The sequence below is a fragment of the Haloarcula salinisoli genome (genome assembly GCF_019599405.1).
Lineage (GTDB): Archaea > Halobacteriota > Halobacteria > Halobacteriales > Haloarculaceae > Haloarcula > Haloarcula salinisoli.
Genome location: NZ_RKLQ01000001.1, coordinates 501,077 through 527,261 on the forward strand (window position 1 = coordinate 501,077; position 26,185 = coordinate 527,261).

The window sequence follows — 26,185 nt, forward strand, 5'->3', positions numbered from 1 at the left end:
CAGTTCGGTCCATTGGCTCTCGCTCGTATCATTAAATCGCCGACACGACGGCACGCGTCGACCACAGCCGCCGAGAGTTGGGTTTAAATCACTCCTCGCCCGAACCAACTGATATGGAAATCGAACGCGGGGACGGGGTAACTATCCACTACGTCGGACGGTTCGAGGACGGGAGCCTCTTCGATACCTCCCGACAGGAGGTCGCTCGCCACGAGGACCTCATCACGGCCCAGGGCGTCCAGCCGGCCGATTACGCACCGCTTTCCTTTACCGTCGGCCGCGGCGACATCATCGAGGGCATCGAGGAGGCCCTCGTCGGGATGGCAGAGGGCGAGGAGGGGACCATCGAGGTCCCGCCCGAGAAGGCCTACGGCGAGATAGAGGAAGAGAAAATCCGTGAGTACGACCCGGAGGCCTTCGAGGAGATGGTCGGCTCGGAGCCGGAGGTCGGGCTCCACGTCGAGGCGAAAAACGAACTCCACGGCGACGTGACCGCGGTGCGCGACGAGGCCGTCGAGGTCGACTTCAACCACGAACTCGCGGGGCGGACACTCGTCTTCGACATCGAAATCATCGACGTGCGCAAGTAGTACGCTGTTCGCGGTGCTGACTGTTTGTACCGCCAGAGAGACAGATTCCGTCAGTCAGGCAGCACTCTCTACAATGACTACCGACCGGTATCGTACTTGTAGGTCGCCTCGTCGGGGTCGATACCGAAGTCCTCGGCGGTGTCTTCGGGTTCGGGCTCCGCTTCGTGGGCCGAGGCGTTCTTGAACCGCTCGCGAAAGCGGGGCGGCACCGAGAAGTCGTCGTGGGCCACCCGGAGCGGGACAGCGTCGGGCTGGATGTTCTCGCGTTTCTCTTCGAGGCGGTCCTGCAACCGGGGCGGCAGCTCGTCGACGGCGATGGGCTCGAACCCGAACTGGGTGAGATAGCGGTCGGCGCTCGTCAGTGAGTACACCACGTCGAACCCCTCGTCGGCGGCGTACTCGACGAGGCGTTCGATGACGTGGGCACCGACGCCCTGGTCGCGCCACTCCGGGAGGACGCCGATGCTCGTGAGTTCACAGATGGGGTCGCCGTCGTCGGGCTTGTGGATTCGGATGCGTCCGAAGCCGGCCTTCCGGTCGTCGTGCTCGTCGATGGCGATGACGTAGTCGCGGGAACGGAAGTTCGTCTCGTCTAACCCCATCTCCTCGATGTGGTCCAGTAGCCAGACCTCCTCTCGGTTTTTCGCATCCCGGACGTACATACCCGGAGGTTGGCCGTCCCCGTGCAAAAGGGTTTCCGGGGCCCGAAGGCAGTGACTGCGCGTGCGTTCGGGCCGCCACAGCCGGGCAATTACTTAGTCGTGTGTCACGTATTCACACGCTATGGCCCCGGAGTCACTCGAAGAGCTGGACCGCGTCGTCCACGAGCCCACACGGGCGTTCGTCGAATCGACCAACGTCTGGCAGTTCATGCAGACCTACGGTATCGAGGACTACGAGGAACTGATACGCCGGACGACGACCGATATCGACGGCGTCCCCCACAGCGGCGTCGACTGGTTCTGGGACGAACTCGTGGACTACCTCCACGTCGACTTTTTCGAGGACTACGACGCGGTCCGGGAGACCGAGACGCGGACCGTCGAATCTGCGAGCGGCGAGCGCGAGACGTTCGACGGCCCGCAGTTCACGAACTGGTATCCCGGCGGGGAGCTGAACGCGGCTCACAACGCTGTTTCCCGCCACGCCGCGCCCGATACAGACGTCCGGAATCAGGTCGCGCTCATCTGGGAGGGCGAACCCGGCGATGTCCGGCAGGTCACGTACCACGACCTCCACGAACAGAGCAACCGGGTCGCCAACTATCTCGACTCGGTCGGCGTCGAGACGGGCGACACCGTCGGCCTCTATATGCCGATGGTCCCCGAGGTGGCCAGCATCCTCTATGGCTGTCTGAAGGCCGGAGCTATCGTCGTCCCCATCTTCTCGGGCTTTGGCGTCGACGCGACGGCGACTCGAATTGCGGACGCCGACTGCTCGGTGCTCTTTACCGGCGACGGCTTCTACCGCCGCGGGTCGCCGGTTCATCTCAAAGACACCGCTGACGCGGCCATCAAACAAGCCCGCCAGGAGCGCGGCGGAGACGTGGTCGAACACACGGTCGTATACGAGAGAATCGGCACGGCCGACGACCCCGAGGAGACGCTCACCTGGACTCGCCGGGACGAGTGGTGGGACGAGGCCATCGCGTCCCAGTCCGACGACTACGAGGCCAAATCCCTCCCGAGCGGCCAGGAATCGATGCTGCTGTACTCCTCTGGTACCACCGGCGAACCGAAGGGCATCGTCCACACGCACGCGGGGGCGCTGGTGCAGGCGGCCAAGGAGATCTACTTCGGCTTCGACCACAAGCCGGGCGACCGCTTTTTCTGGGTCAGCGACATCGGCTGGATGATGGGGCCGTGGACGCTGCTTGGCAACCACGCGCTGGGCGGGACTATCTTCATGTACGAGGGCGCGCCCGACCACCCGGAGCCCGACCGCTTCTGGGCGATGATAGACCGCCACGACCTGACCGTCTTCGGCGTCTCGCCCACGGCAATTCGCGCGCTGCGAAAGCAGGGCGACGAGTGGCTGGCGGGCCACGACCTGTCGTCACTGCGGCTGCTTGGCTCGACCGGCGAGCCGTGGGACCCCGAGAGCTGGCAGTGGTTCTACGACAACGTGGGCAACGGGGACTGTCCCATCATCAACATCTCTGGCGGCACGGAGATAATGGGCTGCTTTCTCATGCCGATGCCCATCCAGGAGCTCAAACCCTGCACGCTGGGTGGCCCCGGCCTCGGGATGGACATCGACATCGTCGACGAGGCCGGGCACTCTATCGCGGACACGGGCGAACGGGGCTACCTCGTCGCGCGCGACTCCTGTCCCTCGATGACCAACTCCCTGTGGCGCGGCGACCAGCGCTACGTCGAGGAGTACTGGTCCCGCTGGGACGGCCTCTGGAACCACGGCGACTGGGCCCAGAAGGACGAGGATGGCCTCTGGTTCCTGCACGGCCGGGCCGACGACGCGCTCAACGTCGCCGGACGGAAAGTCGGCCCCGCGGAGGTCGAGGGGGCGGCGATGGACCACCCTGCGGTCAACCAGGCCGCTGCCGTCGGTGTGCCCGACGAGACGACGGGGACTGCGGTCGTGCTCTACGCCGTCCTTGAACCCGACCACGAGCCGACCGACGAGCACCGGGACAGCATCGCCGGGACCGTCGGCGAGGAACTCGGCAAGCCGTTCCGACCCCGGGAGGTGCTGTTCGTCGACGCGTTCCCGAAGACCCAGAGCGGGAAGATACTCCGGCGGGCCATCGGCGGGGTGTATCGAGGGGAGGACCTGGGGGACATGTCCAGCATCGAGAATCCCGAGGCGCTAGATGCAATCGAGGATGCCCGGTAGCGGCCCGGGACGAGCCGCTATCGGTCGCCAGTGGTCGCCGCCCGGAGTCGCCGGACTTCCGCGCGGACCGCTTTCCAGGTGTCGAGCGACCCCGGAATCCCGTCCCTGCGCTCGCCTTTTGCCTCCCCCGCTGCCTCGGCGATTCGCTGGTGGACCGCTTTCGGCCCGTCGAGTTGCTGCAGGGTCAGCTCCGCGCCCTGGCTGCCGGCGGTGTCGACGGTCACCGTCCCATGGCCGAAGATGGTCCCGAAGATACCTTGCGAGTAGCTCGTGTTCTGTATCTTGCTCAGACGGAGCTCCGTCACCGTCAGCGAGAGCACGCCGGTCCGGTGATAGAGCGCGGCGTCGGTCAGGACATAGCGGGTCGACCGCCGCCAGAGCCACGCCCCGCCGGCGGGCACCGCGAACACGAGCAACGCGAGGGCCACGCCGACCACGGCCGAAAGCTCCGTCGGGAGCAACCCGTTCGAGATAATCACGGCGATACTCGCGAGGACGATGAGCGCGAGGACGACGCCCCCCGCGACGCCCAGGTGGACGACCCGCTGCCGTGGCTGGCCCTGCCAGACGACGGGCTCGTCGTTCGCGGCCGGCGCCCAGTCGGGCAAGCTCATCGTCGGTCGGTGTTCCAGTCGCTGGTCCCGCTGTCGTCGCGGTCGTGGGCGCCAGCGCCGCTGTCGGGTCGCTCCCTGCTCGACCCGCCCTCCGCTGCGATGCGAATCGCGCGGAGCTCGGCCAGTATCTCTTCGAGGACGTCCGGCTTCGTCTCACCGTCCCCTCGGTCACGGCCGCCCTGAACCTCTTTGACCCGTCGGCTCAGTTGCTTCTGAACCTCCTGGGGGTCGTTGACACCCCGGAGCCGCATCTCGACGCCAGCGCCGCCGGCCGTGCTGATCTCGACGTTCCCGTAGCCGAGCGAGCGCCCGACGACGCCCGCGGAGAAGGAGGTGTTCTGGACTTTCTCGTACTCGACCTCCGAGACCGACCGGCTGAGAACGCCCGTCTTCTTGTAGACGCTCTTGTCGGTTATCACGTAGTCGGTGTTCTCCCGATTGAGGTACGCACCGACGATTATCACCAAGCCGAGCCCGAAGAAGATGATGAGCGGGATACCGGTCAGATACGCGCCGTACATCGTCTCCGAGGCCGGCTTGCCCGACCAGAGAACCTCCTCGTCCGGGTCGAGCGTTAGCCAGTCGTAGCTTCCTGCGTTGCCACTCATATGCTCTCCTGTTCCGGTGGTCTTTTGAGTGTTTTCCCGGAATGTGGGCAGTTCACACGGCACGTTCGAGCGGAACGCTATCTCGTCGGTCGCTCCTCGGTGGGGAGCTCGAGCGCCAGCAGTCGCGGCAGCGCGAGCAGGGCCAGCGCGATCTCGCCGCCGCCCGCGACGAGGAACGCGGCGAGGTAGCCGAACTCACCCGCGACGAAGCCGCCGACCAGGATGCCGGTCAGGAAGCCCAGACTCCCGGCGGCGTTGAAGCCGGCCATCGCCGTCGCCCGACCGCGTTCGCCCACGAGGTCGGTGACCAGCGCCATCGTCGCCGGGGCCATCAGCGCCCCGATGACGCCGACGACGACCATGCCGACGCCGGCCAGTTCGACGGTCGGCGCCAGCCCCACGCCGACGACTGCCAGGCCGTACAGGGCCGACCCGGCGGCGATGGGTGCCGTCCGACCGACGCTGTCGGAAAGGACGCCGAAGGGGTACTGCAGCAGTGCGAAGGGCGCGAAAAACAGCGCGAGGACGAGCCCCGTCTCGCCCGGCGAGAGCCCGAAGGCCTCCCGGAAATACAGCGTGCCCACGAGCGCGAAGAAGCCGGCGGTCAGCCGGTCGATGAAGCCAAAGGCGTACGGAATCGCAAGTTCCGGCGTCTCGCCCAGCCGGCGCGCGGCCCGGCGCAGGCGGCCACCGTCGCCCGCCGGGGCGCGGTCGGTCACCAGCGCCGACAGCAGCGCGACCAGCAGGAAGAGCCCGCTCGCGACGTACAGCGGCAGCGTCGGCGAGACGCCGTAGAGCTGGCCGCCCAGCGGCGCCCCCAGCGCGGTCCCCGAGCCGATGGCGATGCCCGCCGCGCCCATGTTCTTCCCGTGGCCCCCGGAGAGGTCCATCAGCATCGTCATCGACAGCGAGAAGGCGGCGATGGTCGCCGCGCCCTGGAGCGCGCGCAACAGGAGGATTGTGGCGAAGGAGATGGACGTAACAGTCGGGAGCCACGCCAGCGCCGCGTAGAGCGCGCTGCCGGCCACGGCACCGCCGACGATGTACGGAACTCGCCGACCGGTCCGGTCGCTGACCGCCCCCCAGACGCCGGCGAAGGCGACGAAGGCCGCAAACTCCGCCGCGAGGAACCACATACTCGCGTCGAGAACGAATCCCGCTCCCAGCGCGACGACGAGCGTATCGATGCCCGGGTAGAGCAACACCTGGGCCAGCAGGACCACGAACACGACGCTCGCGAGGACGACCCGCTCTCGGCGCTCACTCACACGTACGCAGTGGGCCGGGGCGGGAAAATATATGTCGCCGTCGGGCCCCGATATCCAAGTGACTGGCGCCCGTCGGTCCCAGCGATGCCGAGCGACATCGCCGACCGCGTCGTCGAGGCGGTTCGGGACGTAGCCGACGGAGATGGCTGGTGTTCGCGCGCCCAGGTGGACTCGCTGATGGGCGCGACGACCATCGACAAGCGCGAGGTCGACCGCGCGCTGAAAATCGCCGTGGCCAACGGGCGACTGGAACAGGACGGCGACCGATACCGACCGACGGGTCAGGCGGACTGACGCAGGTCCTGATACAGTTCGCTCGACCCGTCGACCGACCGGAGGTGAAACGGGCGCTCCCGCCACCGTAGCTCCAGCGAGACGGTTCCGACGTCGAACGCCCGTTCCGGGACGTAACGGATGTGTTCGACACCGTCGATGTGATCTGCGATGGCGTAGGACCGTTCCGTGCCGAGGAAGATGCGCCGCCGCTCGATGTGGTCGTCGTACACCCGGTACTCGACGCCGGCGACGTAGATGAAGTACCAGGCGGTCACGGGGAACCAGAGAGTCACACCCCACAGCCCGACGAGCGGGAGCGACAGCGGGGGGAGCGCGACCACGGCTACGCCGGCCAGCAGGGCGGTCACCGCGCCGACGCCCAGGGCCAGATAGCCGGCCACGGTGAACACGCTCGGCCCGATGCGCCGGTCGAACCGCCCCAGCGGCTCGCCGCCCTCGACCGGACGGAGCTCGTCGTACCACCGCTCGGCGTCTGCGATATCCCGCAGTGTCATACGGTACTTGGTGTTGTGGCGCCGGATGTCGACGACGACGTCACCGCCGCCGACCTGACTGGCGAGTGTGCCGGCCGACAGCGAGACGTAGCGGACGTCCGAGCGCGGCGCGATTCGCGTCTCCCGGTTTACCAGCCCGGACGTGACCTCGATTTTCTTCTCGTAGATCCGGTACTCCACGGTGTAGTGTCGGATGACCGCCCAGAGACACGCGACGAGGACGCCGAGACCGACCAGACCGGCTGAGAGCGACACGACTGGCGCGCCCAGCGCCCACGCGACCGGTGCCACCAGCATCGCCACGATAGTGCCGGCCAGGAGCGCTCTCGACGCGCCGTTCAGTACGCCCACGATTACGCCTGGTCTCAGAACCGCCTGTGGTGCCCCCCCGTTCCCCATATCGTTCAGTATTAAAAGTACTAAATTAAAATTTTTGGCCGTGGATGCTGGCGCTGTCGGGTCTCGACAGGTGGCTCGCGACACTCTCGGCCACGGGACTTCGCCCGTGCAGTCGTCACAGCCAAGCTACAGGTGGCTCGCGTCCGTAGGCTTCGACATGCCCGACGCGATTTCCGACGCGGCTGTGGAACTGCTCACCAGCGGCGTCCACGTCGCCCACCTTGCGACCAGCTACGAGGACCGGCCCCACGTCGCGCCCGTCTGGTACACCTATCACGATGGCGCCATCGAAATCGTCACTACCGGAAAGAAACTCGACAACATCCGCCGGAACCCGCGGGTCGCGCTCTCGGTGCAGGACGCCGACGAGGGCGAGGCCAACTGGGGTGTGACGCTGCGGGGCACGGCGTCCGTCGTCGACGACGACACCGAGAACCGCGAGATACGCCGGCGTATCCACGACCGCTACGGCGCCGACGAGGACGACTGGCCCGAGAACACCGCCGTGCGAATCGCGGTCGGGTCGGCGAACCACTGGACGTACGACTAGTCGGTCGAAAAAACGAAAAACCGCGTCGGTAGGTTGGCTCTCCGGCCGAGTTTACATGTAGCCGAGGTCGCGCAGGCGCTCCATCAGGTCCTCTTTGTCCTGGGCGCGGCCGGCGCGTTCGGTCGTGTTCGCCATGTCCTGCAGCCAGGCGGGCTCGTCGGCGGACTTGTCCGTCGACACTTCGCTGCCCAGCGAGCGGAAGCCGGCGAAGTACTTCGGCGAGACCGGGACGTCCTCCTTCTCGATACCCTCGGGGAGGTCGTCCTGGCCCTGGGGCACGTAGCCTTCCTCGGGGAAGCCCTCGACGGTGTCCGGCACGACGAAGTTCCAGAAGGCCTCCCAGACGTCGGGTTCGGCGAACTGGAGAATCGGCTGGATGCGGTCGTGTGGCGGGTAGATGTCGGGGTCGTGGCGCGGCGAGAAGAACGTCTCGTCGGCGCGGGACTCCTGCTCGTCCCAGCGGATACCCGAGAGGATGCCGTCGACGTCGTGCTCCTCGATGGCGTCGTTCAGCGCGACGGTCTTCAGCAGGTGGTTGCCGACGTAGGTGTCAAGCAGGAACGGGAACGAGTCCTCCTCGTACTCGAGGATGTTCCGGACGTGGTGCTGGTTGTGTTCCGAAAGCTCGGAGATGGGGATGTCGTCGCCGGGGGTCAGGCCGTTCTCGTCGACGTAGTTACCGACGTCCTCGTTGCGGGCCCAGATGACCTCGAGGTCCCACTCCTCGGCCCAGTGCTCGACGTAGTCGATGAGCTCGTCGAAGTGCTGGTAGTGGTCGATGAAGACGACCGGCGGCACTTCGAGGTCGAAGCGGTCGGCGACTTCCTTGACGAAGTACAGCGTCAGCGTGGAGTCCTTCCCGCCGGTCCACATGACGACAGGGTTCTCGTACTGTTCGAGGCCCTGCTTCGTGACCTCGATAGCCTTCTCTATCTTGTGGTTGACGGTCGGGTACTCCTCGGGTTCCTCGCCCTCGCCGTCGGTGTAGTCGACGTCGAGATAGTCGGGGAACTCGGCTGTTTCGGACATCGTGTAATGAGATATAATTACTGGTTGTAAGAACTTTTTGGATACGCAACCGGCGTGTTGGTGAATGACACAGAGGTTCCCCGGACAGCCGGTCCTCGCTTTTTTCCTGCCGACGGCCCTGAGGTCGCTATGGGCGCTCGCCTGGCCGCAACACGGGCAATCTACCGTCGCTGGCTCCGGCTCTACGTCCCTGTGGCCGCGCTGGTGCTGGGCGTGAGCACCGTCGCCGGGTTCCTGCTCGGGAGCGCAGTTCCGGTCGAATCGCTCCCGACGACCGAGGGCGGGGGCACCGGTCCGTTCCCGGCGCTGACGACCGTCGACCTCGCCGTCAACAACCTCACGGCGCTGGTCGCGCTGTCGCTGGGGGCCGTGTCGCTGGGACTGGTCACGGTGCTGGGACTCGTCCTCAACGGACTGCTCATCGGCGTCGTCGTCGGCATCGCCGTCCAGCAGGTCGACCCGCTCGTGGTCGCCATGCTCATCCTCCCTCACGGCGTGCTGGAGATTCCGGCGCTGCTCGTCGCCTCGGCCGTGGGCTTGCGCTTTGGCCGGCTCACGGTTCGGTACATCCGCGGGCTGGAAGAGCGGCTCCTCACTCGGCGGGACCTGCGGGAGGCGGGGTGGCTCCTCCTGTGCTCGGCGCTGCTCATCGTCGTCGCCGCCTACATCGAGGCCAATCTCACGCTCGAACTGGCCGAACGCGTCGCTGGTGAGGAACTCGTCGCTGTGTAAGGAGGGCGGCCGACTGCGTGGAAGCGCGGATTACGAGATGAACTCGTTGTCCCGCCAGTTGACGCCTTCTTCCTCGTCCTCGTCGGCGGGGTCTTCGACGACGTTGATAGAAGCGGGGTGTTCTTCGCCGTCCACGATGCGGACGGCTTGCAGTTCGCCGTCGACAGCGGCGATGGCTGTCAGTGTGCCCTTCTCGGCGACTTTCGCCACCTCACAGAGCACCTCGAACATCGCGTACTGGAGCGCCGTGTTCTGGAGCACGGTCTCGCGGTCGCCCTTGAAGCAGGCGTACTCGACGAGTTCGGATTCGATCTCCTCCTCTTCCTCTTCGAGCGTGCCCCATTGGGGACCGCCGCCGGCCGAGCCGGTCGAGGCAGCGCCGGGCGGGCCCATCTCCTCGGGGTCTTCCTCGTAGACGCGGTTCTCGGTAACGCTGGCTTTCAGCTGGGCCGTCGGCGTGTACTTGCTCATGCTGTCGTCTTTCGCGACGGCACTGACGATGAGCGTGTTGTTCCGACGGGTAATGTCTACGTCAGCGATTTCGGGTGGAAGGTCCGGATCTTCGAAGAAGTCGTACGCGTCTTCCAGTGGCAGTTCGAGCGTCGAGTGGAGTCTGTATACACGGCTGGTCATGGTTGGGAGAGTGTGTCAAGTCGTCGACGGCCGTCCGCTGACGCTGGTGTCAGCGTATACTACGACCCACGTGCTTATATGACCTGCCCTTCTATTCTATCAATTGGACATAGTGTGTGAGTTACACACTCACAGAGCGAGCGCGCGACAGGTCGGTCGACGCTGCTTCAGGGACGAGTGGCGAGTGTTCGTTCTCTCCGGTCGCCTCCTCACGGCTCGATTCGCTCACCGTTCGGACGTAACGAGGCTGTTCGGTACACTCACAGCCCCGCTAGTCGTCTGCGACAGCCGCGTCGGCGTCCCCTTCGATGCTCGGCGGGTACTCCCCGCGGTCCAGTTCGAGGTCCGACGCGGGCCGAGCCATACAGGTCAGGGCGTAGTTCTCCCGCTCCTGCTCGGTAAGTCCGCGCGCGGCCGGCTGGACGACCTCGCCCGAGAGAATCTCGGCCGAACAGGCCAGACACATCCCCACGCGACAGGAGTACTCCTGGGCGATGCCCTCCTCGATGCACCGCGAGAGGATGGTCTCCTTCTCGGAGACCGTTATCTCCTCGCCGGTCCCGACGAAGGAGACGGTGTAATCGGTCATGCCTCCGGCTTTGCTGCCCCCCGTAAAAACTCTTTATCCCCTTTCCATGGCGTGACGCACGCGTAGTCGGAACGATTTTTGCACTTCGGCATGGACGAGACTGTATGACTACACACCAGTACGACGTGGCCGTCGTCGGGGCGGGAACGTCGGGCTGTTACGCCGCCGCGACACTCGCCGACGCGGGATATAGCGTCGTCGTCGTCGAGCGCAAGGACGCCGAGGAGGCGGGCCACATCGCCTGTGGAGACGCGCTGAAGGGGGCCAGCGACTTCCCCGACGCCATCCCCAAGTCCCAGATCGAGCAGGCCTTCACCAACACCAACGTCGACCACGGGCGCTTCGAGATTCCCCAGGAGGACACGGTACTGGAGATTCCGGTCCCGGGCGAACTGGCCGTCATCGACCGCTGGGAGTACGGCCGCTGTCTCATCGAGGGCGCCGACGACGCTGGCGCGCAGTTCCACTACGACACCGTCGTCCAGGACGTCCGCCAGACCGACGATGGCACCGTCACCGGCCTCGAAGCCGTCCGCAAGGGCGAGCCGGTCACCTACGACGCCGAAATCGTCATCGACGGTGCCGGCGCACTCTCTTTGCTGCAGGACAAGACCGACTTCGAGGACGCGACCTTCGACACGAACGTCCGGTACTCGCAGTTCTGTTCGGCCTATCGGGAAATCGTCGAGGTCGACGAACCCGTCGAGTGGGACGACGCCCTCGTGTTCAAGCCCACCAAGCGGTCGGCGGGGTACCTCTGGTACTTCCCGCATACGGACACGGAGATTAACGCCGGGCTCGGGTTCCAGATGAACGAGGAGCCCATGGAGCTGGTCGACGACCTCAAACGCGACCTGCGGGCCCGCAGCGAGTTCGAGGGCGCCGAGGTCACCGACAAACTCGGTGGCTCCCTGCCCACGCGCCGGCCCTACGACTCGGCGGTCGCGCCGGGCTACATGGCTGTCGGCGACGCCGCGGGCCACGTCAACCCGACGACCGGCGGCGGCATCGCCGGGGCGGCCTACGCCGGCACGTACGCCGCCGAGCAGGCTATCGACGCCATCGAGGACGACCGGACCGACGACGAGGCGGCCCTCTGGGAGTACAACGTCCGCGTGATGAACGACTTCGGCGCACGCTTCGCGGCGCTTGACGTCTACAACATCTTCATCACGGCCTACGACATCGACGACCTGATGGCGCTGCTGGCCTCGATTCCGGGCGAGAAACTCGCCGAGGCACTCTACGGCGGTTCGACCAGCTTCGGCCTCGGTCTCAAACTCAAGATGGCCGTCAAGAGCTTCGGCCACTGGGGGACGATTCGGGACCTCTACCAGACGAAGAAGGCCGCCGACCGCCTGCTTTCCCACTACGAGTCCTACCCCGAGGACCGGGACGGCTTCGAGGCCTGGCAACGGGAGCGAGACGCCATCATGGACGATATCTACGCGGTCACCGGCGCCGAGCCGAAGTACTGAGACGAACCGTCGGCGTCTCGTGGTCGAGCTGTCGGCGCTTGGCTGCAGTCGGGACCAGTCCGGTGTTTCTGTACGTGGCCCTACCCTCGTCCGGGACTGCTGGTTCGGTTGCGCCGGCCGAAGTGGCACGGCAGCCCATTCCGGTGGTGGGCGCCTTCCGAGGCGGTCGCGCCCACCGGACGATACATTCGATATCGCAGCTTCCGAAAGAAAGATAAGGTCACTTTTGCCACACGTTGTATGGGTGACGAGGGACAGATACCAGTGAGCCGCCGCCAGGTGGTGCAGGGTATTGGGGCAGCGGGGCTGCTCTCGGGACTCGGTTCGACGGCGACCGGGAGCCAGGCCACGAGCGGGGGCGGGTCGGCGTCGTGGTCGCAGTACGCTGCCGACGCCGCCAACACCGGCTACGTTCCCGGTGTCACGGGACCGACCGACAACACCGAACAGTGGCGGTTCCCCGAGTTACCGGGGTTCCGGTCGCCGCCTGCGGGTGCCGATGGGACCGTTTACGTCGGTACCGGCCGGGGAGTTCTCGCGCTTTCGGCGACTGATGGGTCGGTGGACTGGGAGTTCGATACGGCGGCCGCAGTCACTGAAGCCCCGACAGTGGCGTCTGGGACCGTCTATGTCACCTGCTCCGATAGCCAGGTGTACGCGCTGGACGCGGCCGACGGCAGCGAACAGTGGGCGACGGACACTGCTCATCCCGAGGGAACGACGCCGACTGTCGCCGGGGGCACCGTCTACGTCGCTAGCGGGGACGAAAACGTGTACGCACTGGACCAGGCCGATGGGAGCGTCCAGTGGGCCTTCGAAACCGACGAGCAGGTGTTCGACAGCCCAGCCGTCGTCGACGGGACAGTCGCTGTCAAGACGAAAGCGGAGACTGTATACGGCCTGCACGTAAGCGACGGGACCGTTCGATGGACTTTCGAGCGGGAGTCTCTGAGTGATCTCGTATCGGCACCGTCCGACGGAACCGTCTACGTCGCGAGCGGAGACGACATCCTGTACGCGCTGGACGCGGCCGACGGCACCGAGCGGTGGACCCGGAGGAACCGAGGTGGGTCACCGTATCCGGAAACGGTGGCTGATGGGACGCTCTACACCAGTATGGCCGACAGCCTGTACGCGCTAGACGCGGCCGATGGCAACGAGCAATGGGTCGACGAGACGGTCGAGACGCTCGGCAGTGTGGCCGTGGCCGATGGAACCCTCTACGTGGTGACATACGACGAAGTTCTGTACGCGCTGGATCTGGCAGACGGGACGCAGCTGTGGACCGTCAGTCTGCCGGCGGAGTTCGACGGCGGGCTAGCTGCGTTCGATGGCCGCGTCTACGTCACGCGCTCGCTGGATAGCCTGGTCGCTATCGACGCGTCATCCGGTACCGAACAGTGGGACATCGAGACCGAGGCGGACGAATACTCGTCACCAGTGGTGGCTGATGGAACCGTCTACGTCGGCGGCTCCGAGACCGTTCGCGCCTTGGACGCGACCGACGGTACCGAGCAGTGGAGTGCAGAGACACCGGGTACCGTAGCCGGACCAGTGGCAGTCGCTGACGGAACTGTCTACGCGGTGACCGAAGTGGGAACCGTATACGCGCTCGACGCGACGGACGGCACCGAGCAATGGGCCGTTCAGCTCGCCGAAACCGATATCCCACCGACGGTGGCCGACGGGACGGTGTACGTCTGCTGTTGGGACAAGCAGCTGTACGCCCTGGGTGGGGACGACGGGTCCCAGCAGTGGGCCGTCTCGACTAGCAGGAGCGCTCGCGGACCACCTGCGGTAGCCGACGGGACCGTCTACGTTCGAGACAATAACTCCCGGGTGTACGCGATAGATGCCACAGACGGCACCCAACAGTGGGTCGAGTGGGGGCCTCTGGAGTTCTATTCGGCACTGACAGTCGCGAATGGACTCGTCTACGTCGGTAGCTACGAGGGGGGTATCTACGCGCTGGACCCAGCGGATGGGTCGGACGTATGGGAGCAGCCAGACACTGGAGATATCTCGGGGTCACCGACTGTCGTCGGATGCAGTGTCTACATCAGCCGCGAGAGTGGGGCCAGGGATTCGTTCCTCGCGCTCGATGCAGCCACCGGCGAGCAACAGTGGACGGAGACGGCCGAGGGCAATCTGGGGTCCCTCTCGGTGGCCGCCAACGCACTGTACACCAGCTCCGGCGGAGATATCCACGCCGACGACCTGACCGATGGGACGCGCCTGTGGACCTTCGAGACGGGCGATTACGTGTCGGGGTCGGTCGCGGTCGGCCAGGGGACGGTGTACGCGTCGAGTGATGACGGTCTCGTGTACGCCATCGGGGAGGGTTCGGAAGCGACGACCACTCCGACCGGGGAGACGGCTGGGGGCTCCTGTGGGTCGCTCGGGAGGGCAACCGGGGCGACATCGCCGACTCCAGACCGTGCGGTGACCGTCGGCGCCGGGCCCGGGTTCGGCGTTCTGACCGGTGGGCTGGGGGCGCTGGGTTACGCGCTCTATCGGTCCGTTACAGCCGACGACGACTAACCGGGAACCGACGGCGAGTTAGAACCCCGAGAGGCTAGATTTAAATAAACTATCCACGAGAGCGTACGATAATGGACCTGCGTCGCAGACAGCTGTGCAAATACGTGGTGGTCAGTGGACTCGCGGGGGGTGCTGGGTGTCAGACGAGCGGGCCGGCCGTAGAGACTGTCGAAGAACCGGATTCGGATTCGGATTTGGACGCCAACGAGCCGGTAAAGACCATCGATCGTGAGTTCGGTGAGGCTGTCCGGCTCAAGAGCGGCGACGGCGAGCAACTCGCCGTGACTCCTACGAACGCACGCCTGGCAAGCGTCTTCTTCGAAGGTGAGTCGGCCGATATCAGCAGCGTGGAACCCGAAACGAGGGGGCAGGTCTTTCTGGAGATAGCGATCGACGTCGAGAACACTGGCGGGGGCGTCACCGATTTACCCGACGAGATATCGTTCCGGGCCGATGGGAGCGAGTACGGCTTCGACGAGTACGCCAATCCGCGAGGGAGCTACGATGAACTCGAAAACATCTCGCCAGGATCGACCTACGAGGCATTGGTAACCTTCGAGATTCCTGTCACTGCCTCGGAGGGCGAGTTGGTTCTCTCGTCGGAACATTCGTTCGACACGATCGTAAACTGGTCGCTCGACCTCGATACTGTGACCCGGGACCCCGGGGACTACACCGACCTCTCCATCGGGACCGGTGTCACAGTCGGGCGGACGGGCCCGCAGTTCTCGTTTACCGTCGCGTCGGTTGAAACGATGCAGGAGTACACCTACACCAGCAGCGGGCAGTCGGAGACACACGTGGCCGACGACGGGAAGCAGTTCGTCCGCGTGACCGTCAGCGCGGAGAACACCGGCACGGGTCGGGTGAAGCTTCCACGGCCGAGCGTGTTCACCCTCATCGCGGGCTCGTCGCAGTACGAACACAGCGCGTACGGGGTGCGGGGCGAGACGTACACCGGGGGGTTGCTCTCGGAGGGGGTACAGACGGAGGCCGAGTTACTGTTCGAGATACCGGAGGACCACGACCCGTCGCGAGTCGAAATCGAACTCGTCGACGGGCTCCTCGGAACCTGGACCGTCTGACGGCCCCTTCACTCTGGCTCGGCGGTGTGTCCGCCAGCCGACTGTGCTCCTGTCCTTCCCAGTGTGTCGCCCGTTTACTAGAGCCGCTCGATTGCGCCCGCCAGTACGTCCACACCGATTGCCAGCGACCGCTCGTCCACGTCGAAGGTCGGCGTGTGGTGGCCGCCGGGGTGGTTGGTGCCGATACCGACGTAGCTGGCCCGCCCCCCGTTCTCCTGGACGCGGTCCATCAGATAGGTCGCGTCCTCGCTCCCGCCCAGCGGCGCGCTGTGTAGAACACGCTCGACCCCATCGACGCCTTCGGCCACCGCATAGACCACGTCCGCCAGTTCCGCATCGCTCTCGGCGCTGGGAGCCTCCGCAACCGTCTCCATCGCCGACTCACAGTCGTGCATCCCGGCGGCGTGTTCGACGACCGAGTCGGCGCGCTCGCTCATGTACTCCATCAGCCGGGTCGTCTCGCCCCGGACTTCCCCCTCGATAGTCGCCGACTCGGGAACGATGTTGGTCGCTGTCCCGCCCGAGACGACGCCCGCGTTGACGCGGGTCGCACCGTCCTCGTGACGGCGGATGGCGTGGAGGTTCTGTACCGCTGTCGCCAGCGCCTGGACGGCGTCCCGACCGGCCGCCGGGTGGCCCCCCGCGTGGGCCGACTCGCCCCTGAACGCGGCTTCGAACTGTCGGACCGCCAGAAAGCCGTTCACGCCGGCGACCACCTCGCCCGTCGGGTGGTCCAGTCCGACGTGGACCGAGAGGAGGTGGTCCACGTCGTCGAGTACCCCGGCCTCGGCGACCGCGCTGGCGCCCCCGATGACCTCCTCGGCGGGCTGGAAGAGCACGTGGACGGTCCCCGGGAACTCGCTCTCGGCGACGGCTTCGAGGACGCCGACGCCGATGGCCGCGTGGGCGTCGTGGCCGCAGGCGTGCATATACCCCTCGTTGCCCGAGCGAAACCCCCCCTCGGCCGGCGCGTGTGTCGCCGCCGTCGATTCGGTAATCGGCAAGGCGTCGATATCGACCCGCAGCGCGACCGTGGGGCCGTCGCCGCGCTCGACGGTCGCGAGTGCGCCGGTGAACCCGCCCGCGCACTGCTCCAGCACGTCCTCGCGGGCGCCCGCCGCTCGCGCGCGGTCGTGCCACTCGCCGAGTGTATCCTCGTCGGGGACCGCCATCCGCGCGTCGGCCGCCAGAATCTCGGGGCCGACCAGCAGTTCGTCGACGCCGATACGCTCTACTTCCTCGACGATACGACTCGTCGTCCAGTACTCACACCAGGCCGGTTCCGGGTGGCGGTGTAGCTCCCGTCGCAGGGCTACCGGCCGTTCGTATCGCTCCATACCGGCCCGACGGGGCGGGAGCCCTTATCACCCGCTGCCGGGCTGGGTCTGTTGCTCGATGTCGGCCTCGACGTGGACCTCCGGCGGGAACGCCTCGGCGGTCACCTCGCGGGCGAACGTCTCGTAGCCGACGATATCGATGGTACGCTCGTAGACGGTGTAGTTCCACGGGTCGAAGCGACCGCCGTCGGGCCCCAGCGTCTTCGACTGGGGGACGCGCAGGTCGCGTGGCTGTTTCGGACGCGGGCCTTTCAGCTCCACGCCCTTGCGCTCGGCGCGAGCTTTGATATCCGCCACGACGTCGTCGAGGCGGTGGCGGTCCCCACTCGTGAGGGTCAGAGTCGTGACGTACGGCATTGGGAGTGAGGAGAGTGGCGACCACCAAAAGCCCAGCCTTTCGCGCCCGGTATCCGACGGCGCCATCCGGAACCGGGACAGCGCGACCCATCCGAGGGCCGCTCTATGCACGGGATACCGCGGAGTAATCGGTGGATACTGGCTGTCCGCGACTGGACGATTTCACCGACAGTCGCTCGATTCTTCCCGCTTGGCGGCTGTTCTCCCCCCGCGCTCGTCTCCGATATTCTCTTAAGTACCCGTGATGTAAAATCACGTAATGATAGAGGCCACGAGCGCGGGAGCCATCCTCTTTCGCGATACGCGTGGCCGGCGGGAGTACCTCCTGCTCAAGAGCCGACCCGGGGACTGGGAGTTTCCCAAGGGCGGCGTCGAGGGCGAGGAAGAGCTCCAGCAGACCGCCATACGCGAAGTGAAAGAGGAGGCCGGAATCGGCGATTTCCGGCTCTTGGACGGTTTCCGCGAGGACTACGACTACGTGTTCGAGGCGAACGGCAACACCATCCACAAGACGGTCCACCTGTTCGTCGCGAAGTCCTTCGAAGCATCGGCAGAGCTGTCGACAGAGCATCGGGACCTGCAGTGGCGCGACTACGAGCAGGCCATCAACACCGTCACACAGGACGGCCCCCGCGAGATACTGGAACAGGCCCACGAGTTCCTCGACGACCGCGAGGACGAGGATACCGAGGAGTGAGGCTCCTCGCGGGCTCACAGGCGATAGCGGTGGGGCTGTCTCACGGCACCTCGAAGCTACGACCGAATAGACAGACTCCGGCGCGTTACCCTTTCACGACGTAGGTACTGGCCGCCATATCACCGACGCGCTGCTCGTCGTCGTTCATCGCGATGAGCGCCATGCCCAGGATGTACGCGGTCGGAAGAATGTCGATGAACCGGAGCAAGTTCCGGATGGCGGACTCACCCATACTGATGGCCCCGCCGTCCTCGCTGACGACACGAATACTCAGCAGTTTCTTGCCGACGGTGTAGCCGTACACCCCTTCCATCACGATGAAGTACCCGGTAAAGACGAGCCCGAGGAGCAGTTGCACCAGGAGGTAGAGTATCGTTCCCATCACACCATCCGCGATGAGACCGACGATGACAAACAGCGGAATGAAAATCACCATGAGGACGAGACCTACCAGAGTTGCGTCGATGAGCCACGCGCCGATACGACTGCCGAGACCGGCTAGCTGGCCGACTGAACCCGAAGTTGTTGCCATATGATAGGCAAGCGCTATTCGAACGGGTATAAATGTTCGTCGTAGGAACAGATACCTGACGGCGACGCCTCGAACCGTTCTCAGAAGACCTGTGAGGGGGAGCTGTGGACTCGCCGCCGACCAGGGTTCGACTACCCTTTGACGACGTAGGTACTGGCTGCCATATCACCCAGGCGCTGTTCGTCGTCGTTGATAGCGATGAGCGCGATACCGACGAGGTACAGGGTCGGCAGCGCGTCGACAACCCGGAGGATGTTCCTGATTGCGGACTCGCCGAACCCGATTTTGCTGCCGTTCTCACCGACGACACGGATACTCATCAGCTTCTTCCCGACGGTGTAGCCGTACATCCCTTCCATCACGATGAAGTAGGCAAAGACGACCAGTGGGATGAGCAACTGAACGATGAGTAAGAGGCCGGCCCCCGCCGGCCCCGTCTCCCCGCCGACGCCGATGAGGAAAAACAGTGGGAAGACGATGATACCGCCGACGATCCCCGTGAGAATCGAGTCGATTAAGAACGCGACGATACGGCTACCGAGACCTGCCAGCTGACCGGGGCTACCCGAAGTTGTGGCCATACAGTATTTGCAACTTAAGTCAGCAAATAAAAATATTTCGCACGACCGGGACGAGTCTTACTATCTCAAAACCGCTGCTCCAGCGCCTCGATCACGGAGACGCCGGTCGGGACACTCCGTCTCAGCCAGCAGGCCGGGTGGGGCTCCGGGCAAGCCACAGCGACGCCCGTCGGTCAGGCGCGAACGACGTAGGTGTTTGCTGCCATATCGCCGAGTCGCTGTTCGTCCTCGTCGTACAGTATCAGGCCGATGCCCAGCAGATAGGCAACCGGGAGGTTGTCCGCGATGAGCACGAGATTCCGTACCGTGGCCTCTTTCCAGCCGATGTCGCCGCCGGCCTCCGTGACCACACTGATATCTAGCAGCTTCTTCCCGGGCGTGTACCCGTACAGTCCCTCGAAAACGATGCGGTAGCCGAAGAACCCGACCGTGACGACCAGGTTGAAGACAACGTAGGCTGCCAGGAGTATGCTTGGCTCAGCGGTCGATAGAAGTAGCAGGGCCGGAACGGCGACAATCAGGGCCATTGCGAACGCAAAGAGCATCGTGTCGATGAAGAACGCGGCTGCACGTTTCCCGAGTCCAGCGAGCTGTCGTGCCTCCGGTTCGGTGGCTGTGTCCATGTCGATTTCGGTGTGATGGACGAGTAATAAAACTGTCTGGACGCTGCTGTCGGTGTCATATCCGGTCCTGGGTTCTCGGGCGCCACGGATACATTCACATTGGCGACCCGCCAACCGGCCTCTGTGTCGTCCGATTCGGTGTTCGCGTTCGAGCTGCGTTAGTGGGCCGAGCGGGAGTGGTCGCCTGCCCCGTCGTTCGCTTTCGGTGTGCCGACGAGCCCGGATAGCTACTCCTTCACCACGTAGGAGTTGGCCGCCATGTCGCCGAGGCGCTGTTCGTCGTCGCTCACGGCGATGAGTAGGTAACCGATGACGTACCACACCGGCAGGACGGGCAGGACGTCGATGAACCGGAAGACGTTCCGGATGGCGGATTTCCCCATGCTGATTTGCCCGCCGCTCTCGTCGACGACACGGATGCTCGCAGCCTTCTTGCCGATAGTGGTGCCGAAGAGCCCCTCCAATATCACGTGGTACCCGACGTGGCCGATGACAATATAGAGGTGGGCGCCAAGAAAGAATAGGGAGCCAAGGTCCGCCACGACACTCTCAACCATGTCGCGGAACAAGAACGTTATCAGGACAGTCAGAATGAACAAGACGATGTTCGTCAGCATGAAGTCGATGACCATGGCACCGATGCGACTGCGGCGGCTGGCCAGCTCGCCGGCCGCGCTCGAAGTTGTTGCCATATAATAACTGAAACTTTGGACGGAAAATATAAACATTCCCATTGTGATGTTGACAGTAACCGAAACGGGTGGGCTATACTAGACACTGAATATCAATGCACACCCGACCACACGACAGCGGTCACGAGAGACACCGCTAGCGTCTCTCGAACCACCCATCAGAAACTGAAGGTTTCTGAGGACGGCGTGGTCGGTGTGTGAACTCTTTCAATTGTAGAATAGTATAGTTCTACCAACAGGTTCGCCACAGTGGGACGGATACATTCACAAGCGCGAGCCGCGAACCCGTGCCTGTGTCGTCCGATTCGGAGTTCGCGTTCGAACTGCGCGTCTGTCAGTGGGCCGAACGCGAGTGGACGCCCGAGCGTGCGGACTCGGTCGTCGTGGTCGCCCGTCAACTCGGCACCCAGTACCGCCGCTGGGACACGCTGGTGCTCGAATGCGACCCCGAGGGACTCCAGGCCCGCGGCGCGTTCGGCGCCGACGCGTTCGATTCGGACCACCTGCACGTCCTCGAACACGCCCCGGCCGAGTGGACGTTCTATCGCGACGCCCTCCCCGACCCCGGCTACCCGTGGCGCTACGTCCGGGAATCGATTCACGAACTGGCCGACCGGGAGGCCTTAGACACCAGAAAGCGCGGCCGGCGCATCGAGATTCGTCGCACGCGGCCGTATCCGGACTGGGTTCGCCGCGTCGTCGCCATCGAGAACAAGCCCGACCTCACCGCCAGCGCCGCCCGCGACCTGGCTGGGCAACTAGAGCGGGACGTGGCGCTGGGACTGGCCGACGAGGTGTGGGTCGCGACCGAAGCCACGGACGAGCGTGTCGAACCTATCTTGCTCGCGGACTTCCCGCCCGAGGCCGGCGTGCTGACGGTCGACACCGACGCGGGCACCGCCGAAACCGTCTGGGAGCCCCGATCGCTCGACGTCGACGGGCACGGGACCCGCATCACCGACCGGCCCGGCGACGACTACAGCGCTGCCCGCTTCGAGTACGTCGATCCCGACTGGAAGGCCGGCAAACGGCGCGCCATCGCCGAACGGGCCTACGAACGGGGATGGCGCAGCTACGCCGACACGATGCGACCGGACTGCCGGCACTTCGAGCTTCGGGCCGACGAGACCGGCGTCTCGCCGTACTGCGTGGCCAAAGAACGGACACCGACCGCCCGGGAGTGTCGGGCCGGCTGTGGCTCCTTCGAGCCCGAGCCGCCGGTGTGGCGGACGAACGGCTGGCCCATCGAGGGCGGTCCCGGTGCGGCCACCAAGCGACTGCTCGCGCGGCGGCGACGCGAGCGCCGACCCGGGCTCGAATACCTACTCGTCGCGGACCTCGACGTCTAGGTCCTCACGCGCCACTGCCAGCCGGAAGGTCGGCACCGTCTTCTGGACCGTCTCGACGATGCCCATGTCGGCGAGGCTCCGCAGCGCCGACCGCACGTCGTCGACCTCGGGGTCCTCGCCGGCCGCCCGCACCGCCTGGAGCGTCGCGACGACGCTCTGGGGCTCCTCGTCGGGCCCGGCCAGCACCTCGACGACAGTCCCCTGCAGCGGTGAGACAGTCATCGTCTGGACGCGCTCGGAGTCCTCGCCGTCGATGAGCGCCGTCGCCTCCGGCGTGGCGCAGATGAGGCTGTTCTCGTTGCGGTAGTAGTACTCCTTGAGCTCCGATTCGAGGTACTGGTGGACCTCGCTCCCGCTGTCCATGCCCCACAGTTCCTGTAGCTCGCCGTTCTTCGTCGGCTGGTTTTCGACGATGTCGGCGAGCCGCTCCGTTGCCTCCTCCGAGAGGGTCATCGCTTCCCCCTAGTCGCACCGGTGTAACAAGGGTTCTGGAGTCGGCCAGGGAAGATACTTGACCGTTCAGCCCTTCGGTCGACTAGGTATGCGCTCACTCCCCGCCAGCCCTCGCGCACTCCGCGCGGTCGCCCTCTCGCTGTTGCTCGTCGTCTCGGCCGCCGCCTTCGGGACGGCGGCGGTCGGTTCGGCCGCCGCTGCCGACGCCCGGGTCACGCTGACCGACACCACGGTCACGCCGGCGACGCCGACCGCCGGCGCGCCCATCACCGCCGAGACGACGCTCCGGCTCTCGGCCGGGAGCGACACGTCGATGACTGTCGACGAAGTCAGGGTCGTCGACCCGAGTGACGGTGACGCGGTGCTGGGGACGGCCACCGACCTCGGCCGTCTCTCACCCGGTGAGACGCTCGACGTTCCCGTCACGTTCACCGTCAACGAGTCCGGGTCACGGGACCTCCAGCTGGTCGCCGTCGGGACCGACAGCGACGGGGACCGAACCGAGGCGACCCGGCCCCTGACCGTCGGCGTCGAGCCCGGGGCCCCACAGGTCGAAGTCGAGACCGACCAGGTCGTCGCCGGCGCGGAGTCGACCGTGCAGGCGACCGTCTCGAACCCGACCACGGCACCGCTTCGCGGGGTCGAGGTGACCGTGGCCGGCGGTGAGAGTCGACAAACGGTACCGACGCTCGCTGCGGGGGCGTCCGAGACCGTGAACCTCACCGCCGTCGTCCCTGACACCGGTGACGGGACGGTCGAGGTTCGGACGCGGTACATCACGCCCAACGGGGTCGAACGGGAGTCGGTCACCTCGGCCCCGGTGACAGTCGAGTCGCTCAGCACCGACGTGGGTATCCGCGTCCAGCGACCACAGAACGACGACACCCAGCAGGCCGCCGGGGACCTCACGGGGCTGCTGGGCGGGGGCGGTTCGAGTGCGCTCCAGTCCCAGTCCGAGTCGGAGGACGGGTCGAGCGGTGACCGCGTCGACGTGACGGTGACGAACTTCGGCAACACACCCGTCGACGAGGTCGTGCTCACCGCCGAGGATAGCGACGGGGCCCGGCTGAGTTCCGTCGGTCGGTTCGCGCTCGCGGACACGCTCTCCCCCGGCGATGAGACGACGGTCACTGTCGACCTCTCTCGCGTCCAGTCGACCGACGGCGTCCGCTTCGTCGCGAGCTACGAGTCGCCCGAGGGTCGGTCGGAGACCGCCCTGCGCTACGGCTACCGCGCCCAGCGCGGCAAGGCGAGGCTCACCGGCCTCGACGTGAGCGTCACCGAGGGCGGCCGCGTCACCGTCGACGGGAACCTCGCCAACGTCGGTGACGGCGAGGTGACCAGTGCCGTCGTCGCCGTCCAGCCCGCCGAGGGCCTCCAGCCGGCCTATCCACAGCGGGACTACTTCGTCGGCACCGTCGACGCCAGTTCCTTCGCTCCCTTCGAGTTGACCGCCCAGGCCGACGTGGAAAACGCGACCCAGGTACCTATCCAGGTGACCTACGCCGTCGACGGAGAGCAGGTCACCCGGAACGCGACCGTCCCGTTGCCACCGGCCCAGAGCGGCCCGGGCGGTGGCCCGGTCTCGCCCGGGATGGCACTCGCGATACTCCTCGGGCTGGCCGCTGCTGCCGGCGCAACCGTCTACGTCACCCGCTACCGATGAGCTTCGAACCGCTCCAGCGAACGGCCCCGCCGCTCGCGCTGGTCGACGTGACCAAACGCTACGAGAGCGGTGGCGGTGGGGCGGTCACCGCGCTGTCTCACGTCGATTTCGCCGTCGCGAGCGGCGAGGTCGTCGCCGTCGTCGGCCCCAGCGGGAGCGGCAAGTCCACGATGCTGAATTTGCTGGGCCTGCTGGACGAACCGACCGAGGGTAGCGTCGAGCTGCGGGGCGAAACGACCGCGGGACTCTCCGAGGCCGAACGGACCGACGCCCGGCGGGAGTCCCTGGGCTTTGTCTTCCAGGACTTTCACCTCCTGCCGACGCTGTCGGCCGTCGAGAACGTCCGGCTCCCGACGGCCTTCCTCCCCGGTGACGCCACCGAGCGGGCCCGGGAGCTGCTCGAACTCGTCGGCCTGGGCGACCGGCTCGACCACACGCCCGACGAGCTCTCGGGCGGCCAGAAACAGCGCGTCGCCATCGCGCGGGCGCTGGTCAACGAGCCCGACGTGTTGCTGGCCGACGAGCCGACGGGCAATCTCGACCGGGACACCGGCACCGCTATCTTAGAGGAGATTCGCCGCATCACCGACGAGGCCGGCGTCGGCGTCGTCGCCGTCACCCACGACGACCTCGTCACCGACTACGCCGATCGGACCGTAGAACTCGTCGACGGGGTGTTGCGCGATGTCTGACCGGCGGTTCCCCGCGCTCTCGCTCGCGACCCGGAACCTCTCGCGCCAGCGGCTCCGGGCGGCCCTGGCGGCGCTTGGCATCGTCATCGGCGTCTTCGCCGTCGTGACGCTTGGCCTGCTGGGCAACGCCCTCTCGGTGGCCGCACAGGAGGAACTGGGCGGGCTGGGCGACCAGGTCATCGTCAGCCCGGCCGAGGAGAGCGGGCGCGAGACGCTGGATAGCCGCGACGTGGCGGCGGTCCGGCGGGCCGCCGACGGCCGGGGCACCGTCGTCCCGCTGCAGTCGACCGGCGGGACGGTCCGGGGGACCGGGGGGCAGTCGTTCGCCCAGATATACGGCACCGAGAACCCACAGGCTCTCTTTGGCAACGGCAGCGGCGCCGTCCCCTCGTCCCACCGCCAGGGCGCGCTCGTCGGGTCGGGCCTCGCCGACGACCTGAACCTCCGACCGGGCAGTACTATCACCGTCGAGCAAAACGAGTACCGCGTCGTCGGCGTCCTCCCCCCGGTCGAGGGCATCTCGCCGCTCCAGCCCGACTCCGCGGTCGTGCTCCCGCCCAGTGAGTTCGCCAGCGACGGCGTCTCGCAGGTGGTCGTCCGCGCGAACTCCCCCGAAGACGCTCGCGCGGTCGCGGGTGGGGTCCGCGACCAGCTCAACAGCCGCCAGCAGCGGGTCAGCGTCTTCTCGCTGACGAGCGTGCTCGACCGCATCTCGGAATTTTTCAACCTGCTGAACGGCTTCTTGCTGGCTATCGCCGGTATCTCGCTGGTCGTCGCCGGCGTCAGCATCTTCAACGTGATGCTGATGACCGTCGCCGAGCGCCGCGGTGAGATTGGGGTGCTTCGCGCCGTCGGCATCCACCGCAAGCAGGTCCTCAGGACGCTGCTCGTCGAGGCGACGCTGCTGGGAGTGGTCGGCGGGGCCGTGGGCGCCTTGCTGGGGACCGCGACCGTCGTCGTGGTGGCGACACAGACCGAACTGCCGCTGTGGGCCGTCCTCCAGCCCGGCAACGTCTTCGTTCCCCTCGGTGCCTTCGCATTCGGCGTCCTCATCGCACTCGTCGGGGGGCTGTATCCCGCCTATCGCGCCGCCTGGGAGCCGCCCGTCGAAGCGCTTCGGGGGTGAGTGTCAGACTTCGCTGTCATGGCTGTTGGGCCGTGCTGAAACCCGTGCCGAGAAACAGTGAGTAGCAGAGGAGAGATTTTGGGCCCTCTGGACGCTTACCCTTGCGTAATGTCGATCGAGTAGTCCGACTGGAGTGCTATCTTCCCGAGTTCGTAGAGTCCCACGACAGCGAGTAGCACCCCTCCAAGCGAAGGAAATACGCCATTCGGAACCAGTACCGCGTACAGTCCAAAGAACAGAGCAATCAGTCCGAATATCGTGCCGACAATCCGCCCCCTCGTTCCGTGGAGTGTTTTCCACGTTATACCCATATCGACAGC

The 26,185-nt window shown here is 65.9% G+C and carries 28 protein-coding genes; 13 read left to right on the plus strand and 15 right to left on the minus strand.

The genetic code is table 11. The features are described 5' to 3' along the window. The first annotated feature begins 113 nt into the window (after positions 1-113). Positions 114-590 carry an FKBP-type peptidyl-prolyl cis-trans isomerase gene (locus EGD98_RS02580; protein ID WP_220586789.1) on the plus strand — a complete coding sequence of 159 codons (477 nt, stop codon included), beginning with the start codon at positions 114-116 and terminating at the stop codon, positions 588-590. A 77-nt stretch (positions 591-667) separates the two neighbouring features. Here EGD98_RS02580 and EGD98_RS02585 read toward each other — a convergent pair whose 3' ends face one another. After that, entirely contained in the window at positions 668-1,252 is a 585-nt protein-coding gene (locus tag EGD98_RS02585; RefSeq protein WP_220586790.1) for a GNAT family N-acetyltransferase, read from the minus strand. A gap of 121 nt (positions 1,253-1,373) precedes the next feature. Between EGD98_RS02585 and EGD98_RS02590 the strand changes: the two genes are divergently transcribed. Next, positions 1,374-3,443, plus strand: a complete 2,070-nt coding sequence (locus EGD98_RS02590; protein WP_220586791.1) for an AMP-binding protein — start codon at positions 1,374-1,376, stop codon at positions 3,441-3,443. A 17-nt stretch (positions 3,444-3,460) separates the two neighbouring features. On the opposite strand, the gene EGD98_RS02595 is transcribed toward EGD98_RS02590, so the two are convergent. The 3 genes from EGD98_RS02595 to EGD98_RS02605 all read right to left on the minus strand — a co-directional run bounded on the left by EGD98_RS02595 (position 3,461) and on the right by EGD98_RS02605 (position 5,933). Then, complete coding sequence (locus EGD98_RS02595; protein WP_220586792.1) at positions 3,461-4,057, minus strand: PH domain-containing protein; 597 nt, start codon at positions 4,055-4,057, stop codon at positions 3,461-3,463. Next, on the minus strand, positions 4,054-4,665 hold the full coding sequence (locus EGD98_RS02600) for a PH domain-containing protein (protein WP_220586793.1): 612 nt from the start codon (positions 4,663-4,665) through the stop codon (positions 4,054-4,056). The genes EGD98_RS02595 and EGD98_RS02600 overlap by 4 nt, the downstream gene beginning before the upstream one ends. 77 nt (positions 4,666-4,742) lie before the next feature. Next, complete coding sequence (locus tag EGD98_RS02605) at positions 4,743-5,933, minus strand: MFS transporter (protein ID WP_220586794.1); 1,191 nt, start codon at positions 5,931-5,933, stop codon at positions 4,743-4,745. 84 nt (positions 5,934-6,017) lie between these two features. Between EGD98_RS02605 and EGD98_RS02610 the strand changes: the two genes are divergently transcribed. Beyond that, on the plus strand, positions 6,018-6,227 hold the full coding sequence (locus EGD98_RS02610; protein WP_220586795.1) for a hypothetical protein: 210 nt from the start codon (positions 6,018-6,020) through the stop codon (positions 6,225-6,227). Here the strand turns inward: EGD98_RS02610 and EGD98_RS02615 are convergent. Next, on the minus strand, positions 6,215-7,123 hold the full coding sequence (locus EGD98_RS02615; protein ID WP_220586796.1) for a PH domain-containing protein: 909 nt from the start codon (positions 7,121-7,123) through the stop codon (positions 6,215-6,217). The two genes, EGD98_RS02610 and EGD98_RS02615, sit on opposite strands and share 13 nt — an antisense overlap. A 157-nt stretch (positions 7,124-7,280) precedes the next feature. Between EGD98_RS02615 and EGD98_RS02620 the strand changes: the two genes are divergently transcribed. Continuing rightward, positions 7,281-7,673, plus strand: a complete 393-nt coding sequence (locus tag EGD98_RS02620; protein ID WP_220586797.1) for a pyridoxamine 5'-phosphate oxidase family protein — start codon at positions 7,281-7,283, stop codon at positions 7,671-7,673. 51 nt (positions 7,674-7,724) lie between these two features. Here the strand turns inward: EGD98_RS02620 and EGD98_RS02625 are convergent, their stop codons facing one another. After that, complete coding sequence (locus EGD98_RS02625; RefSeq protein ID WP_220586798.1) at positions 7,725-8,702, minus strand: phosphoadenosine phosphosulfate reductase family protein; 978 nt, start codon at positions 8,700-8,702, stop codon at positions 7,725-7,727. 129 nt (positions 8,703-8,831) lie between these two features. Between EGD98_RS02625 and EGD98_RS02630 the strand changes: the two genes are divergently transcribed. Further along, the gene (locus EGD98_RS02630) at positions 8,832-9,434 is read left to right on the plus strand and encodes a stage II sporulation protein M (protein WP_220586799.1); all 603 of its coding nucleotides are present in this window, start codon (positions 8,832-8,834) and stop codon (positions 9,432-9,434) included. A 30-nt stretch (positions 9,435-9,464) separates the two neighbouring features. Here EGD98_RS02630 and EGD98_RS02635 read toward each other — a convergent pair whose 3' ends face one another. After that, positions 9,465-10,067 carry a DUF7110 family protein gene (locus EGD98_RS02635; protein WP_220586800.1) on the minus strand — a complete coding sequence of 201 codons (603 nt, stop codon included), beginning with the start codon at positions 10,065-10,067 and terminating at the stop codon, positions 9,465-9,467. A gap of 271 nt (positions 10,068-10,338) precedes the next feature. Then, positions 10,339-10,656, minus strand: a complete 318-nt coding sequence (locus EGD98_RS02640; RefSeq protein WP_220586801.1) for a 2Fe-2S iron-sulfur cluster-binding protein — start codon at positions 10,654-10,656, stop codon at positions 10,339-10,341. A gap of 104 nt (positions 10,657-10,760) precedes the next feature. Here EGD98_RS02640 and EGD98_RS02645 point away from each other — a divergent pair, with 104 nt between their 5' ends. The 3 genes from EGD98_RS02645 to EGD98_RS02655 all read left to right on the plus strand — a co-directional run bounded on the left by EGD98_RS02645 (position 10,761) and on the right by EGD98_RS02655 (position 15,760). Continuing rightward, entirely contained in the window at positions 10,761-12,134 is a 1,374-nt protein-coding gene (locus EGD98_RS02645) for a geranylgeranyl reductase family protein (RefSeq protein ID WP_220586802.1), read from the plus strand. Between the two features lie 240 nt (positions 12,135-12,374). Then, positions 12,375-14,675, plus strand: a complete 2,301-nt coding sequence (locus tag EGD98_RS02650; protein WP_220586803.1) for an outer membrane protein assembly factor BamB family protein — start codon at positions 12,375-12,377, stop codon at positions 14,673-14,675. Positions 14,676-14,746: 71 nt separating this feature from the next. Beyond that, positions 14,747-15,760 (plus strand): DUF4352 domain-containing protein, encoded by a 1,014-nt coding sequence (locus EGD98_RS02655; protein ID WP_220586804.1) that lies wholly within the window; start codon positions 14,747-14,749, stop codon positions 15,758-15,760. A 77-nt stretch (positions 15,761-15,837) separates the two neighbouring features. Here EGD98_RS02655 and EGD98_RS02660 read toward each other — a convergent pair whose 3' ends face one another. Continuing rightward, positions 15,838-17,097, minus strand: a complete 1,260-nt coding sequence (locus tag EGD98_RS02660) for an amidohydrolase (RefSeq protein WP_220586805.1) — start codon at positions 17,095-17,097, stop codon at positions 15,838-15,840. A 27-nt stretch (positions 17,098-17,124) separates the two neighbouring features. Beyond that, positions 17,125-17,454: an uS10/mL48 family ribosomal protein gene (locus EGD98_RS02665; protein ID WP_220586806.1), complete on the minus strand. Its 330-nt coding sequence runs from the start codon at positions 17,452-17,454 to the stop codon at positions 17,125-17,127. Between the two features lie 259 nt (positions 17,455-17,713). Between EGD98_RS02665 and EGD98_RS02670 the strand changes: the two genes are divergently transcribed. Then, positions 17,714-18,151: a bis(5'-nucleosyl)-tetraphosphatase gene (locus EGD98_RS02670; protein ID WP_220586807.1), complete on the plus strand. Its 438-nt coding sequence runs from the start codon at positions 17,714-17,716 to the stop codon at positions 18,149-18,151. Between the two features lie 85 nt (positions 18,152-18,236). Here EGD98_RS02670 and EGD98_RS02675 read toward each other — a convergent pair whose 3' ends face one another. The 4 genes from EGD98_RS02675 to EGD98_RS02690 form a co-directional block, all read right to left on the minus strand. Then, positions 18,237-18,683 carry an RDD family protein gene (locus EGD98_RS02675; RefSeq protein ID WP_220586808.1) on the minus strand — a complete coding sequence of 149 codons (447 nt, stop codon included), beginning with the start codon at positions 18,681-18,683 and terminating at the stop codon, positions 18,237-18,239. A gap of 131 nt (positions 18,684-18,814) precedes the next feature. Beyond that, positions 18,815-19,264 carry an RDD family protein gene (locus EGD98_RS02680; protein WP_220586809.1) on the minus strand — a complete coding sequence of 150 codons (450 nt, stop codon included), beginning with the start codon at positions 19,262-19,264 and terminating at the stop codon, positions 18,815-18,817. 173 nt (positions 19,265-19,437) lie between these two features. After that, positions 19,438-19,887 carry an RDD family protein gene (locus tag EGD98_RS02685; protein WP_220586810.1) on the minus strand — a complete coding sequence of 150 codons (450 nt, stop codon included), beginning with the start codon at positions 19,885-19,887 and terminating at the stop codon, positions 19,438-19,440. Between the two features lie 227 nt (positions 19,888-20,114). Beyond that, positions 20,115-20,579 carry an RDD family protein gene (locus tag EGD98_RS02690; RefSeq protein ID WP_220586811.1) on the minus strand — a complete coding sequence of 155 codons (465 nt, stop codon included), beginning with the start codon at positions 20,577-20,579 and terminating at the stop codon, positions 20,115-20,117. Between the two features lie 293 nt (positions 20,580-20,872). Between EGD98_RS02690 and EGD98_RS02695 the strand changes: the two genes are divergently transcribed. Beyond that, complete coding sequence (locus EGD98_RS02695; protein WP_425433340.1) at positions 20,873-21,928, plus strand: DUF5787 family protein; 1,056 nt, start codon at positions 20,873-20,875, stop codon at positions 21,926-21,928. Here the strand turns inward: EGD98_RS02695 and EGD98_RS02700 are convergent. Further along, a complete protein-coding gene (locus EGD98_RS02700) occupies positions 21,902-22,381 on the minus strand; it encodes a DUF5797 family protein (RefSeq protein ID WP_220586813.1) in 480 nt (159 codons plus the stop codon). The genes EGD98_RS02695 and EGD98_RS02700 overlap by 27 nt on opposite strands. Positions 22,382-22,469: 88 nt before the next feature. Between EGD98_RS02700 and EGD98_RS02705 the strand changes: the two genes are divergently transcribed. From EGD98_RS02705 to EGD98_RS02715, 3 genes are read left to right on the plus strand one after another with little or no spacing between them, the layout of a single operon-like run. Then, entirely contained in the window at positions 22,470-24,047 is a 1,578-nt protein-coding gene (locus EGD98_RS02705) for a CARDB domain-containing protein (RefSeq protein WP_220586814.1), read from the plus strand. Then, complete coding sequence (locus EGD98_RS02710) at positions 24,044-24,739, plus strand: ABC transporter ATP-binding protein (protein WP_220586815.1); 696 nt, start codon at positions 24,044-24,046, stop codon at positions 24,737-24,739. The genes EGD98_RS02705 and EGD98_RS02710 overlap by 4 nt, the downstream gene beginning before the upstream one ends. Next, complete coding sequence (locus EGD98_RS02715) at positions 24,732-25,865, plus strand: ABC transporter permease (protein WP_220586816.1); 1,134 nt, start codon at positions 24,732-24,734, stop codon at positions 25,863-25,865. The genes EGD98_RS02710 and EGD98_RS02715 overlap by 8 nt, the downstream gene beginning before the upstream one ends. The last annotated feature ends 320 nt before the right edge of the window (positions 25,866-26,185 follow it).

Excerpts from the sequence above, each read along its gene's own strand:
- EGD98_RS02580 (WP_220586789.1), top strand. The coding sequence starts at position 114 with ATGGAAATCGAACGCGGGGACGGGGTAACTATCCACTACGTCGGACGG.
- EGD98_RS02585 (WP_220586790.1), bottom strand. The coding sequence starts at position 1,252 with ATGTACGTCCGGGATGCGAAAAACCGAGAGGAGGTCTGGCTACTGGAC.
- EGD98_RS02590 (WP_220586791.1), top strand. The coding sequence starts at position 1,374 with ATGGCCCCGGAGTCACTCGAAGAGCTGGACCGCGTCGTCCACGAGCCC.
- EGD98_RS02595 (WP_220586792.1), bottom strand. The coding sequence starts at position 4,057 with ATGAGCTTGCCCGACTGGGCGCCGGCCGCGAACGACGAGCCCGTCGTC.
- EGD98_RS02600 (WP_220586793.1), bottom strand. The coding sequence starts at position 4,665 with ATGAGTGGCAACGCAGGAAGCTACGACTGGCTAACGCTCGACCCGGAC.
- EGD98_RS02610 (WP_220586795.1), top strand. The coding sequence starts at position 6,018 with ATGCCGAGCGACATCGCCGACCGCGTCGTCGAGGCGGTTCGGGACGTA.
- EGD98_RS02615 (WP_220586796.1), bottom strand. The coding sequence starts at position 7,123 with ATGGGGAACGGGGGGGCACCACAGGCGGTTCTGAGACCAGGCGTAATC.
- EGD98_RS02620 (WP_220586797.1), top strand. The coding sequence starts at position 7,281 with ATGCCCGACGCGATTTCCGACGCGGCTGTGGAACTGCTCACCAGCGGC.
- EGD98_RS02625 (WP_220586798.1), bottom strand. The coding sequence starts at position 8,702 with ATGTCCGAAACAGCCGAGTTCCCCGACTATCTCGACGTCGACTACACC.
- EGD98_RS02630 (WP_220586799.1), top strand. The coding sequence starts at position 8,832 with ATGGGCGCTCGCCTGGCCGCAACACGGGCAATCTACCGTCGCTGGCTC.
- EGD98_RS02635 (WP_220586800.1), bottom strand. The coding sequence starts at position 10,067 with ATGACCAGCCGTGTATACAGACTCCACTCGACGCTCGAACTGCCACTG.
- EGD98_RS02640 (WP_220586801.1), bottom strand. The coding sequence starts at position 10,656 with ATGACCGATTACACCGTCTCCTTCGTCGGGACCGGCGAGGAGATAACG.
- EGD98_RS02645 (WP_220586802.1), top strand. The coding sequence starts at position 10,761 with ATGACTACACACCAGTACGACGTGGCCGTCGTCGGGGCGGGAACGTCG.
- EGD98_RS02650 (WP_220586803.1), top strand. The coding sequence starts at position 12,375 with ATGGGTGACGAGGGACAGATACCAGTGAGCCGCCGCCAGGTGGTGCAG.
- EGD98_RS02655 (WP_220586804.1), top strand. The coding sequence starts at position 14,747 with ATGGACCTGCGTCGCAGACAGCTGTGCAAATACGTGGTGGTCAGTGGA.
- EGD98_RS02660 (WP_220586805.1), bottom strand. The coding sequence starts at position 17,097 with ATGGAGCGATACGAACGGCCGGTAGCCCTGCGACGGGAGCTACACCGC.
- EGD98_RS02665 (WP_220586806.1), bottom strand. The coding sequence starts at position 17,454 with ATGCCGTACGTCACGACTCTGACCCTCACGAGTGGGGACCGCCACCGC.
- EGD98_RS02670 (WP_220586807.1), top strand. The coding sequence starts at position 17,714 with ATGATAGAGGCCACGAGCGCGGGAGCCATCCTCTTTCGCGATACGCGT.
- EGD98_RS02675 (WP_220586808.1), bottom strand. The coding sequence starts at position 18,683 with ATGGCAACAACTTCGGGTTCAGTCGGCCAGCTAGCCGGTCTCGGCAGT.
- EGD98_RS02680 (WP_220586809.1), bottom strand. The coding sequence starts at position 19,264 with ATGGCCACAACTTCGGGTAGCCCCGGTCAGCTGGCAGGTCTCGGTAGC.
- EGD98_RS02685 (WP_220586810.1), bottom strand. The coding sequence starts at position 19,887 with ATGGACACAGCCACCGAACCGGAGGCACGACAGCTCGCTGGACTCGGG.
- EGD98_RS02690 (WP_220586811.1), bottom strand. The coding sequence starts at position 20,579 with ATGGCAACAACTTCGAGCGCGGCCGGCGAGCTGGCCAGCCGCCGCAGT.
- EGD98_RS02700 (WP_220586813.1), bottom strand. The coding sequence starts at position 22,381 with ATGACCCTCTCGGAGGAGGCAACGGAGCGGCTCGCCGACATCGTCGAA.
- EGD98_RS02705 (WP_220586814.1), top strand. The coding sequence starts at position 22,470 with ATGCGCTCACTCCCCGCCAGCCCTCGCGCACTCCGCGCGGTCGCCCTC.
- EGD98_RS02710 (WP_220586815.1), top strand. The coding sequence starts at position 24,044 with ATGAGCTTCGAACCGCTCCAGCGAACGGCCCCGCCGCTCGCGCTGGTC.
- EGD98_RS02715 (WP_220586816.1), top strand. The coding sequence starts at position 24,732 with ATGTCTGACCGGCGGTTCCCCGCGCTCTCGCTCGCGACCCGGAACCTC.